Source organism: Mesorhizobium sp. M7A.F.Ca.ET.027.02.1.1, from assembly GCF_004022985.1.
Lineage (GTDB): Bacteria > Pseudomonadota > Alphaproteobacteria > Rhizobiales > Rhizobiaceae > Mesorhizobium.
In genome coordinates, this window is sequence record NZ_RZOL01000187.1 from 1 (window position 1) to 11,611 (window position 11,611).

General features: G+C 63.3%; 11 protein-coding genes and 1 tRNA gene. 3 read left to right on the forward strand and 9 right to left on the reverse strand.

Annotation, left to right across the window (positions count from 1 at the left end):
* Positions 1 to 27: 27 nt before the first annotated feature.
* The 3 genes from EN749_RS20110 to EN749_RS20120 all read right to left on the reverse strand — a co-directional run bounded on the left by EN749_RS20110 (position 28) and on the right by EN749_RS20120 (position 2,766).
* Positions 28 to 564, reverse strand: coding sequence for a hypothetical protein (locus EN749_RS20110; protein ID WP_245491460.1), 537 nt, complete (start codon positions 562 to 564; stop codon positions 28 to 30).
* Positions 564 to 1,646: an ABC transporter ATP-binding protein gene (locus tag EN749_RS20115; RefSeq protein ID WP_127398375.1), complete on the reverse strand. Its 1,083-nt coding sequence runs from the start codon at positions 1,644 to 1,646 to the stop codon at positions 564 to 566. The genes EN749_RS20110 and EN749_RS20115 overlap by 1 nt, the downstream gene beginning before the upstream one ends.
* A 79-nt stretch (positions 1,647 to 1,725) precedes the next feature.
* Entirely contained in the window at positions 1,726 to 2,766 is a 1,041-nt protein-coding gene (locus tag EN749_RS20120; RefSeq protein ID WP_127328099.1) for an ABC transporter substrate-binding protein, read from the reverse strand.
* 238 nt (positions 2,767 to 3,004) lie between these two features.
* Here EN749_RS20120 and EN749_RS20125 point away from each other — a divergent pair, with 238 nt between their 5' ends.
* Positions 3,005 to 3,706 carry a GntR family transcriptional regulator gene (locus EN749_RS20125; protein ID WP_127268040.1) on the forward strand — a complete coding sequence of 234 codons (702 nt, stop codon included), beginning with the start codon at positions 3,005 to 3,007 and terminating at the stop codon, positions 3,704 to 3,706.
* Positions 3,707 to 3,777: 71 nt separating this feature from the next.
* Here EN749_RS20125 and EN749_RS20130 read toward each other — a convergent pair whose 3' ends face one another.
* From EN749_RS20130 to EN749_RS20145, 4 genes are all read right to left on the reverse strand, one after another.
* Positions 3,778 to 4,314 carry a cytochrome c gene (locus EN749_RS20130; RefSeq protein WP_245481819.1) on the reverse strand — a complete coding sequence of 179 codons (537 nt, stop codon included), beginning with the start codon at positions 4,312 to 4,314 and terminating at the stop codon, positions 3,778 to 3,780.
* A gap of 26 nt (positions 4,315 to 4,340) precedes the next feature.
* Complete coding sequence (locus EN749_RS20135; RefSeq protein WP_127396676.1) at positions 4,341 to 5,849, reverse strand: multicopper oxidase family protein; 1,509 nt, start codon at positions 5,847 to 5,849, stop codon at positions 4,341 to 4,343.
* Between the two features lie 196 nt (positions 5,850 to 6,045).
* Complete coding sequence (locus EN749_RS20140) at positions 6,046 to 6,810, reverse strand: SDR family NAD(P)-dependent oxidoreductase (RefSeq protein ID WP_245481818.1); 765 nt, start codon at positions 6,808 to 6,810, stop codon at positions 6,046 to 6,048.
* A 292-nt stretch (positions 6,811 to 7,102) separates the two neighbouring features.
* Positions 7,103 to 8,518, reverse strand: coding sequence for a LuxR C-terminal-related transcriptional regulator (locus EN749_RS20145; protein ID WP_127808384.1), 1,416 nt, complete (start codon positions 8,516 to 8,518; stop codon positions 7,103 to 7,105).
* 261 nt (positions 8,519 to 8,779) lie between these two features.
* On the opposite strand from EN749_RS20145, the gene EN749_RS20150 reads away from it, so the two are divergent.
* Both EN749_RS20150 and EN749_RS20155 read left to right on the forward strand, forming a co-directional pair.
* Complete coding sequence (locus tag EN749_RS20150; protein ID WP_127396678.1) at positions 8,780 to 9,046, forward strand: hypothetical protein; 267 nt, start codon at positions 8,780 to 8,782, stop codon at positions 9,044 to 9,046.
* Positions 9,047 to 9,188: 142 nt separating this feature from the next.
* Complete coding sequence (locus tag EN749_RS20155) at positions 9,189 to 9,929, forward strand: hypothetical protein (protein ID WP_174800304.1); 741 nt, start codon at positions 9,189 to 9,191, stop codon at positions 9,927 to 9,929.
* A gap of 380 nt (positions 9,930 to 10,309) precedes the next feature.
* Here EN749_RS20155 and EN749_RS20160 read toward each other — a convergent pair.
* Both EN749_RS20160 and EN749_RS20165 read right to left on the reverse strand, forming a co-directional pair.
* A tRNA-Arg gene (locus EN749_RS20160) sits at positions 10,310 to 10,386 on the reverse strand.
* 251 nt (positions 10,387 to 10,637) lie between these two features.
* A partial coding sequence (locus EN749_RS20165; RefSeq protein ID WP_145990953.1) for a HAMP domain-containing sensor histidine kinase occupies positions 10,638 to 11,611 on the reverse strand: 974 nt, incomplete at its 5' end.

Consider the following 11,611-nt stretch of genomic DNA (forward strand, 5'->3'; position numbering starts at 1 on the left):
GTTCTGGACATCGGTCCTGGTGCGCACCTATGCCTGGCTGGTGATCCTGCAGCGCAAGGGCCTGATCAACAGCTGGCTGATCACACCGAGGTCGATCAGCCAGCTGTTGATCAGGCCCTTGCGCTGCAGGATCACCAGCCAGGCATAGGTGCGCACCAGGACCGATGTCCAGAACGGCAGGATGACGAAGATCAGGCAGATCGACGCTGCGCGGCGCGGCAGTTGCGACAGCATGTAGGCCAGGGGATAGCCAAGCAGCACGCAGGCGCCGGTGACGATGAAGGCGACCTTGAAGGTGGTGACAAAGGTCTTGATGTAGGAGGCCTGCTCGAAGAATCGCGCATAATTGGCGGCGCTGAAGCCGCCCGCTTCGTCGAACAGCGACAGCCAGAACAGCCAGCCGATGGGCACGATGATGATGGCGAAGACCAGCAACAGGCTCGGCGACAGCAGCGCCAGCAGCCGCAACGACTCGCGCCGCGCGTCCGTGCGCAGCGCCTGCGTGTTCAAATCCGGGCCCGCGCGGCCGGCATTCTCCTGCATAACGGCGGTCTGCGCGCTCATCAGTCTGCCGCTACCAGGATTGTGTCCTGCGCATCGAGACCGAACGAGACTGGCTGGCCGGGCGCCGGCATTTTCGCCAGCACATCGCTGCGGCAATAGTCGCGCAAAGTCAGCTGCCGGCCGTCGCGCAGCACGGCATAGCAGACGAAGCTGTCGCCCTGATAGATGATGTCACTGAGCGTCGCGTTGAGCACGTTGACGCCGCTTGTCGGTTCGGCGGTTGCCAAGAGCCGCAGCTTTTCCGGCCGCACCACCATCAGGTACTGGCCTGCCGCCGGCGTCGCCGCCGCCGTATGGATTCTTCGGTCCTCGTACCAGACGGAGCCGTTGCGGCACTCGACCGGAATGAAATTCGATTCGCCGATGAAGCCTGCTACAAATTGCGTTTGCGGCCTGGCGTAGAGGCTTTCGGGCTTGTCGAGCTGTTCGATGCGTCCGCCGTTCATGACAGCAATGCGGTCCGACATGGTGATGGCTTCGCGCTGGTCGTGCGTGACATAGACGGTGGTCATGCCGAGCCGCCGATGCAGGGCGCGCAGCTCGATCTGCATGTGCTCGCGCAGGCCCTTGTCGAGCGCCGACAAGGGTTCGTCCATAAGAACGATGCGCGGCTCGAAGACGATGGCGCGCGCCAGCGCCACGCGCTGGCGCTGGCCGCCGGAGAGTTGGTCGACCCGGCGCTCGCCCAGTCCCTGCAATTTCACCAGATCGAGTGCCTTCTCGACACGCTCGGCCGTCTCGGCGGCCGCGACGCCGCGTTGCTTCAGCGGAAAGGCGATGTTGTGAAAGACGTTCATATGCGGAAACAGCGCGTAGTTCTGGAACACCATGCCGATGTTGCGCTTGTGCGGCGGCGTGGTGATGATCTCGTCGCCGCCGACCCTGATCGAGCCGGCATTGGCCCGCACGAAACCGGCCAGGATCATCAGCAGCGTCGTCTTGCCGGAACCGGAAGGCCCCAGCAGCGTCAGGAATTCACCAGCCTCGACATCGAGGTTGAGGTCGCGCAGCACAGGCACGCTGCCAAATCGTTTCTCGATCCCGCGCATGCCGATCGGCAACGCGGATGGCGCAATGGACAAGATTTTTCTCTCCCAGGGGCTGAGGCGGCGAAAGCAGGGCGAGGCGTCGCCCTGCCGTGGTTTGGATTGCGGCCGCAGCCTATTGCTGGATCAGATTGTTGAACTTTTCCGTCGCCTCGACCAGGTTGTCGCGCCAGAATTCTGCATCCTGCAACACCTGCTTCTTGACGTTTTCGGGCGCCGAATTGATGTCCTTGATCCTGTCCTGCGGGATCTTGCCAGTCTCGAAAGCCTTCTCGTTGACCGGGCCATTGTCGACATAGAGCGGCAGATTGGCCTGCAATTGCGGGCTGACGAACATCGCCAGCGCCTTCATGGCCGCTTCCTTGTTCTTGGAGCCCTTGGGGATGACCATGCAGTCGGCGGTCAGCACGCCCTGGTCGAAGGAAAAGCTGATCGGCGCGCCTTCCTTTTTCAAGGTGCCGGCGCGGCCGTTCCAGATGCTCGCCATGTCGACTTCGCCGTCCTTAACCAGCTGCATGGCCTGGGCGCCGGAGGTCCACCAAGCGTCGACATTGCCGCGGATCTTGTCGACGGACTTCAACGCGCCGTCGATATCGACCGGATAGACCTTGTCGATCGGAATGCCCTCGGCCAGTGCGGCAACGCTCAGCGTTTCCGTCGCCTGGCTGCCGCTCAGCGCGCGCCGTCCCGGAAACTTTTCCACGTTCCAGAAATCGGCCCAGGTCTTCGGGCCTTTGTCGCCGAAGACGTCGGTCCGGTAGATCAGCACGACCGAGGTGTAGGAAATGCCGACCCAGTCGTCGTGGACAAGCTTCGGGTTGATGCCGCTCTTGTCGATGATGCCGTAGTCGAGCTTCTCGAACAGCCCTTCCTTCGAGCCGCGCGCACATTCGTCGGCGCCAAGTTCGGTGATGTCCCACTTCACCGCATTGCCGGTCACCTGCAGCCGGACGTCGTCGAGGCCGTTGGTGGTGTCTTCCTTGATGGTGATGCCGAGCGCGTCGGCGGTCGGCTTGAAAAACGCCTTGGTCTGCGCCTCCTGGTAGGTGCCGCCCCATGAGGCGACGGTGATAGTGTCGCCCGCCATGGCGGGGGCTGCGAACGAAGCCATGAGGCCCGCCATCGCAACGATGCTAACGTTTCTGGTTCTGTTCATTTTTCGGCTCTCCAACCGGTGTTCCCATTGTTTTTGATTTGGCATGCTATTTTGTATACAATTTTGAGTGTAGCCTAGCGATCGATGTTGTCAACACCGCCGGCGCGCTCGAAATGTACGCTTCGTGCCGGACCAGGTTGGTGAGGGACGGCTTCGCCGGAGGCGTGGCAAATTGCGCCGACTGCGGCTACAGCTATGCGTGTTCCGGCTGAAAGGCCGGAGAAGTGGGAAGGGAAGCTTGGCCAAGGAAACCAAAAATACGCTGCGCGACTCGGTCTACTCCGCGCTGAAGGCGATGATCGTGACCGGCCAGATCCCGCCGGGCTCCCGCGTCACCGAAAACGACATCGCGGCGAAGCTGACGGTCAGCCGAACCCCGGTGCGCGAGGCTTTCAATCGCCTCGAGCGTGACGGGCTGGTCACCGGCCGGCCGCGCCAGGGCTATGTCGTCACCGAGTTCGACATCAACATGTTCCGCGAGGCCTTCGAGATCCGCGAACTGCTCGACGGCCATGCGACGGAACTTGCGGCAACGGCGGCGACGGAACAGGACAAGGCGCGGCTGCGCGCCATGCTGGCCGAATGCGAACGGCTGGCAGCCATTCCGGAACGCACGAACCGGGAAAAATTCCAGGAACTGGAAGTCGGCATCGACCTGCACCGCGTCATCGCCGAAATCAGCGGCAACGTGATGCTGCACAACATGCTGTGCGGCATTCTCGACAAGTGCCAGCACTACGTCTGGACCGAACTGTTGTGGCTGGACGAATGGAAGATCGCCCGCGACGAGCACGCCGAGATCGTCGATGCCATCTGCGCCGGCGACGCCGCCCGAGCCGGCACGCTGGCACGCGCCCATGTGCGCGGCTCGCGAGACAATGTGCTGCGCCTGCTGCAGGCCAAGTCGGATTATCGGAATTTTCTGGCGAAGGCGTCTTGATACAGGTGGCCTTCCTGGCATTCCGCATCGCTGCACAAGAGGGCAACAAATGGCGGTGTGATCGCCGGTTCTCACTTCACCTTTTGCCGAAACTTGGAATGGCAGCTTGAGCAATCCTGGAGGATAAGGTGCAGAAGATGCTCCGCCGGCAATCCGGCCGGATCCGCCTCCGTTGTCTTCAGCCGCTTGCCGAGCAGACTGCCCCCGTCCATTGACGTCATCGCGCCCATGCGCATGTCCGAGGTGATCCGGGCAGGCGCGGTTTCGGCCTTGGCTGCCAATGCATCGGCGAGTTCGCCAATGTGACTGGCGAGCGCCTCGAACTCCGGCCGCGCCTGATCGATTTCCGCTTTGGCGCCCGACGGCGCGCCCAGCGTGCCCGCCGGGAATTCAGCCATCAGGGCGGGTCCGGTACGGGCGCTGAGCGCCTCCGCCGCCGCCTTGAAGCTGGCGGCGTCGTAGGCGCGCTTGCCGCCGAACATCTCGGCGATGGTTTTCGCTGCCGCCGCCATAACCTTCATCGAGGCCTGGCGTGCGGCCACGATCTCATCACTGGAGGCGACCGCCTGCGGCGAGGAGAGGCTCAGCGAACCGGCCAGCGCCAGCACCACCGCTCCGAACGCGATGCCGAACTTCATGCCATGACATCGAGCACGCCCATCATGCCGAGCTGCTCGTGCTCGAGGATGTGGCAGTGATACATGCGCTGCCCCGGCCTATCCTGGCGCAGCAGGAGCCGCACCGTCTCGCCGCGGGCGACGTTCACCGTGTCCTTCCATGCGAGATAGGGCGGCTTGGACACCGCGCCGTCGCGCTCATGTTCGACGACCTGGAATTGAGTACCGTGGACGTGAAAGGGATGGTCCATGTCGGCCTCGTTGACTATCTCCCAGAGCTCGATCTCGCCGGCCCTGGCGACGAAGTCGACGCGTTCCATGTCGAAGGCCTTGCCGTTGATCAGGAAACCCATCTCCATGCCGGTGGGTTTCATCGCCATGGTCTCCGTTAAAACGAGCCGCCGGGTGAGGACAGGGTCAGCGAACGGTGCGATCGACCGCAGCCGCGCCGGCAGCTGCGGCACCGCCTCGGCTTCGCTCTCCGAGACATCGACCGTCAGCAGCGTCAGCCCCGCATCGGCCGGGCGGCCGGGACCCATCCAACCACGGTCGTAGCCGAGCGTATCGAGGGTGATGGGGCCGGGCCTGTCGAAGGATGCGACCAACTCGAGGCGTTCGCCCGGGCTGAGCAGGATCTCGTCCGCCGCCACCGGCGCCGCGAGCAGCCCGCCATCCGTTCCGATGACTGTTATCGTCGCGCCGTCGAAGGCAAGCTTCAGGAACCGTGCGTTGGTGGCGTTGTAGAGGCGCAGGCGTCGCTTGGCGCCCTTTGCCACCGAGAGCCTGGGATTCTTCTGGCCATTGACCAGCACGTGGTCGCCAATGCGGCCGTTCATCAGATCGCTCATGCTGTTGCTCGGTATCGAGCCATCGGCGGCAAGTCTGAGGTCGGTGAACACCAGCACCGTGTCGCCATATTCGGCCGGGATGGGATCGGCCTTGGCCTTGACGACGAAGGCGCCGGCAAGACCCCGATAGACCTGCTCTGCCGTCTTGCCGTGCGGGTGCGGGTGGTACCAATAGGAGCCTGCGGAGCCTTCCGGCAGCTCGAAGGCATAAACGCGCTCGGTGCCCGCCGCAACCGGATCCATCGGACTGCCGTCCTGGTCGGCGGGCACCGGCATGCCGTGCCAGTGGATGGTGCTCACCTCGTTATCGATGCGGTTGGCAAATGTGATCTCGACGCGGTCGCCTTCGAAGGCCTCGATCAGCGGCCCCGGGCTGATGCCATTATAGGCGAGGATCGGTGTGTCGCGCCCCTCGGCGAACCTCGCAATGGCCGGTTCCGCGGTCAGCCTCGCCCTGAGCAGGCCCGGCCGGTCGGCTTCGTTGGCAAGCACTTGCAGGGCGCGCAACGCCTGGCCTTCGGGCAGGGTGACCGCGTCTTGCACCATCGCGGCCATGTCGTGCCCGGCATGGCCGCCCATGCCGGGCATCGACATATCGTCCATCTTCGTCTGCGCCAGCGCACGCGGGCTCGCCAGAACCGTCGCCAGGCTTGCCGTCAGAAATCCGCGTCGATGCATTTCTCCACTCCTTGCTCTCGATGAAAGGCCCGCCGGAAGACCTCGCGTGACCCTAAGGGTTCCAGCAGCTGGAAGGTCAAGTGAGATCGAGCAGTCGACGGTGACGATAGAAGCTGCCCTGGCGCACGATGTAGTGAGAGCACGGACCCGCTGTCCGATCATGAACACCGGTCGTTCCGGCGAAGTCGCAGAGTTCTCAGCCCTTGCGCTCCTGAAGGCTGTTGCCGCCGTCGACCACCAGCAGCGCGCCATTGACATAGCTGGCGCCTTCCGAGGCCAGGAATACCACCGCGGCGGCCACCTCATCCGGCCGCCCGGCCCGCGCTGGCGGCGTATGTAGGGCGGCTTGCCGCTCCATCTCGCTCGACGAGCCCGTTTCGATCCAGCCGGGAGCCACGGCATTGGCTGTGATGCCGCTTTTGGCCACTTCGAGCGCCAGTGTCCGCGTCAGGCCGACCATGCCGGCCTTGGCGGCGGAATAAGCGGCCGTGCCTTCAAAAGATACCAGCGGGCCGGTGACCGACGCCACATTGACGATGCGCCCGTAGCCCGCTTCGACCATCGCCGGCAGAAAGGCCTTCGTGACGAGGAATGCCGTCTTCAAGCTAACGTCGATCCCCTGATCCCAGTCGGCCTCGGTCATGGCGAGAAACGCCTTGTCGACCGATGGCGATGCCAGCGAGCCCATGCCGGCATTGTTGACCAGGATGTCGACGGCGCCGACTTCAGCCCGCAGCCGCGCGACATCAGCTGCCATGGTGAGATCGGCGACCACGGCCTTGGCATCGATGCCTTCTGCACGGAGCCCAACGGCGCGATCGAGCACACGCGCACTGGCACCGGTGAGAAAAACGGCATGGTCGGCATAGCCGAGCTGCCGGGCAATGGCAAAGCCGATGCCGTCGGCCGCGCCCGCGCCGGTGATAAGTGCGCGTTTGATGCGGGTATGGGGAATGGTCAAATCAGGCTCCGCTGGTTTCCGCCTTGTCGCGGTCTTACCACGCAGATTGGACGACGGCGCTGCGAAGATTTGCTCTGCAGCATTCTGCGCCGCTTTGCCGAGCTTCGTCCTGGTGACCCGCGTAGGCGCCGCCCGAATGCTTAGTCCATTGCGTGGCCGGTGTTGACCAGCCATCCTGCCACCGCCGTGCAGTCGCAGGCCGTCACTCGTTCCCGCCGTTCGGGTTGGAGCCCGCCATGACGCAAGTTGACACGCAACCGGACCCTATGCGCCCAATGTCATCCTCGATAGGTCACTTCCATGGCAGTCCTGCTGCGCTGAGGCGTGACCACAGGTTATTTCTAAACTCCGGACCGCGCGCTTGCTGCAATCGATCGACATACTCGCCGGTCAACCTGGGCGACTCGCGCGAGACGAACGACACGTCCTTCCGCGCAGACTCGAGATCGCCCATCCCCATGTATGATGCAGCCCGCAGGAGCCGTGCCCAGTGGTATTCAGGCAGGACCATCAGAAATCGATCAAACGAGGCAGTCGCGGCGTTATAGTTCCCGCCGGCGTATTCGGCATCGCCCCTGAACAGAAAGATCGGATGATAATTCGGACTGAGAAGGTCGGCCCGCGCGAAAGCTGCCTGTGCACCTTCGAGATCTCCGGCGTAAGTTAGCCCAATTCCCAGCCAGGTACGACACTCTGCATCGTTCGGATTGAGTGCGATGGCCCGCCACAGGCAGCCAAGGCCCGTCTGCAAGTTTCCGAGATAAGTCTCGGCCAATCCGAGAGCACTGTGCAGAGATGCTTCCCGGTCATGGCCACAAAGTCCGGCCCGAGCCTCATCACCAGCCCGGCGAAAGGCCTCGATGGGTTCAATGGACCATCCGTTGAAGCAGGAGTGGAAATCGACCCAGGCAAGAGTCTCCCTTATCAATGCATGCTCTGGCTCGGCGGCGAGGAGCCTTTCACAGAGACGCCGCGCTACGACCATGCCTTTCGCCGTCGGCCGTTCGACGTGGTAAAACGCCTTCAGATAGAGCTTGTGGTGCTGAATTGCTTCCTCGAGGGCGGGCGGGCCTGCCGCGTGCTTCATCAACACCTGGAAGAGATTTCCGCTGATCACGCCTGTCAATTCGTCATGCGATGACGTCTGGGCGAGATCATATCTTGCGCTCCAGACCTCGACTTCCTCCTCGGCGTCCACGAGATGCGCGAAGGCGTGCATGGCTTTGTCTTGGCTATGGACCGCGACCTCCAGGACATAGTTGGCTCCCGTGGTCCTGCCGATTTCCTTGACAGTGAGATGCCGCTTCGCGAGCGCGAACATTGTGGCCGCTGCGACGATTCCGATCTGGGAGAAGCGTCCGAGCTCTGCGGTCAACGCGCGCGTCAATGCATCCGCATCGGTCCTTGTTTTGCCGAACTGACCCTTGACCGGCATCACCGCCAGCCGCGGTTTTTCGCTTTGATGGGGTGACAGCCCGCCTGGCCGGGCGCCGGAAGCGCCGGCAAAGTACGCCGCGAGCCCGATCTTGGTCCGCACCCCAAGTTTTCCGTAGATGGTCGCAAGGTGAGTGCGAACAGTGGCCGGAGCAATGAAAAGCGCCTTGCCGATCTCCCGATAGGTCAGGCCGGCGGCGAATTTTTCCGCGACCTCGCGCTCACGACCCGACAAAGCGACAAGCGTTTGAGCTTTCGAAGCGCCGAGCACCATTGTGGACCCCCGTCCTTGGAAACCCCTCCGTAGCCGAAGAATGCTACAGAAGAATGCTACAAATGCACTAGGCCGAATACCGCATCTGCCCGATTCCGCCGCAGGCTCGCACGGCGCAAGCTTCCCTAACGGCAACAAACAATCGGCTAAGGGGGTTCCATGCGTCCTGTATCCATAGTGCTGGCATGCACGGCCTTGGGCTATTCCGCCCAACCGTCACCTTCTTTCGCAAGCGGGTGCCGACAGTTGCTGGAATCAAACGTGAAAATCGCCAGCATGCATGCCTATGCCAGCATCTTGGCCAATGCTGCCAGCAACGGCTGGAACTACACGCCTGAATCGATCGTCAGCGGCTCGAAGCGTCACTTCGAGGAGATGAGTCTCCAGTTGATCGCAGCCGGTTATGAGATTGTCCCCGCCAACGCTCACCCGCACTGCGCCAATCTGAACAGGGCGGGAGACGACGAGAGCACGATGACGACCGAGCCGATCACCGAAGCAAGCCCGATCGACCGCGGCCTGATCTAAGCTGGTCTCACCGCGCGCCACATACACCAGCTTTTGTCGAAACATCGATATGTCGAAGGTGCGGGCCAACTGTCTGCTGCTCGGATCGAGATGATCCAGCACGTCTTCTGCGTGCGCTGCCTGATCGCGGGGTTCGTTATCAATGATCATGCATGACCTTCCCGATGCCGCCGGAGAGCCGGGCGACACTTCAGGCCTGTCGCGTTTCGCCGCGGCAATCCGTTCACGCATGGTAGGTCCCGGAGGATATTACAATCTCGGCAATGGGCTCGGGCTGGCGACGGGCGTCATGGTCCAGATCGTTGACGTGCCGCCGGGTTCCGCCGTGAGTGGCCATGCCGCGCTCCTCGATTATTTCGTTGGCAGCATCGCTGCCCTGTCGCTCACCTTGGCCACGCTGGTCTTCTTCTGGAGCGGCGAGATCTACTGCCGCGCATGGGCCAGGAAGCCGTCCCCAGACGTGTCCCTAAACCGCCTTGGCGACATGACGTCAGGGGTCGGGGCGATCGGACTCGGCATCGCCCTGTTCCTGTTCGGCGAACCTGTGCTTGCGGCGACCTCGGGCTTGCTGCATGCGCTCGGCAAGTTCGGCAGCGCCTTCGAGGACGGCAAGCCGTTGCCCGGCTGGCCAGCCAACTGGCCCAATCCGTTCCGGAGTGCCGTTCTGGCCAGCCGTCTGCCGGCGCTGGTCTCGGCCGCGGTGGGGAGCGGCGGTGCCCTGCAACTGGTATGGTCGGGCGCTTCCTGGACGCTCGTCGCAGCGCCGCTGACATTGCTTGTCTGCTATCTGCTTTGGGCCAAGGCAGACCTGTTGCTGCTGCTCCAGGAGGTGCGAGCCGGGAGCGCGCCGGCATCGTCCGCCGGCAACCGAGATCGAACGTGACGGCCCATGTCGAAGACAGAGGCCCCTGCTTGCAGGCGCCTTTGGGGGTTTGGCAACGTCGCGCAGAAGACCGTGCTGGATCATCTGCAGCATCAGAAGACTCTTCCGGAGTTGAAGCGCACCAAATTCGAGGTGCGGGCGAGGGCCGGAGCGAGAGCGCGCCTCATCCCGCCGATCAGCATGTATGAGAACGCGAGGAATGGCGGCAGTTGAAAACGGCCTTTTTCGGACAGTCATTCCCTAGGTTTTGCGTTGGGAGCCGGCAACATCAACACCGGTGCCTCATGCGTGTACCCAGCGACAGCGCTGACCGCCAGCCCGATCATGCCGATGCGGTTGATTGGCGAGGCCTGAAAGGAAGCAATTTCAGCTGGATGGAATGGCGCGCCCGAAGAGATTCGAACTCCTGACCCCCAGATTCGTAGTCTGGTGCTCTATCCAGCTGAGCTACGGGCGCGCAACAGGCCATGCTTTCCATGACCCCGCAATCCGATCGTAAACGACCGGTCGCGACGAGACGTGTTCCCTAGCGACTGAATTTCGGAAAAGCAAGCCGATCCGGCAAAAGTTTTGTCACAAGTGCCTTGGCCGGCGATGAACGCTGGAGATTCCGGCACCTGGCAACGGTCCGAAGTCGAGCCGGTTCCTGCTCATTGGAAGAATCGGGCCAGAAGACAAGAGGGCCGGGCGACCCAGCGCTCTAAACCGTCAGGCGGGGCGGCGCAGGCTGTTGCGGGCCTGGTCGAGCCGGACCGGCTGGTCGGGGATGGTGACGGCGAATGTGGTGCGCCCGCCAATGCTCTCGACCAGTTCCACCGTGCCGCCATGCGCGCGGATCAGTTCGTGCGCGATCGCTAGGCCAAGGCCGGTGCCGCCGCTGCGCGCCGAGCCGCGAAACGCCGCGAACAGGTTTTCCCGCGCCTTGGGCGGCAGGCCGGGTCCGGTGTCGCTGACGGCGATGCGGCTGACGCTGCCCAGACGCACGGCCGAAACCGCCAGGCGGCGCACCAGGGCGTTTTCGCTGTCGGCCGCCATCGCCTGCACGGAATTTCGGCACAGATTGGTGAGCACCCTGAACAGCTGGTCGGAATCGGCATCGACCTCGAAGGCCGGCTCGACCGAATTGACGAACTCGATGCCTTGCTCGATGTCGAGCAGGCCTTGCACATCCTCGACCAGCTGCCGCAGCCGGAGCCGGCGGCGCGCGGGCGGCGGCTCCTGGGTGCGGCCGTAGTGAAGCACGCCTTCGGAATAGGACACGGCACGGTCGAGTGCGCGCAGCAGTTTCGGCGCGAAGGCCTGCACGGTCGGATCCTTGACCTGGCGCAGGCGGTCCGACATCAGCTGCGCCGAGGCCAGGATGTTGCGCATGTCATGGTTGATCTTGGAGACCGCGAGGCCGAGGTCGGCAAGATGCTTCTGCTCGGAGAGCATTTTTTGCAGCCGCTCCTGCATTTGCGACAGCTCGCGCTCGGCAACGCCGATCTCGTCGGCGCGGGCAGCCGGATGGATGATCCGTCCGGGATCGTCGGGGGCCTCGGAGAAGGACAGCATCGAGCGCGTCATCGTCCGGATCGGCCCGATCATGATCAGGTCGATGGCGGCGTAGACCAGCATGGCGGTGAACAGCGAGATCAGCAGCGAGACGAAGGCGACGTTGCGCGAATAGCGCAGCATCGCAT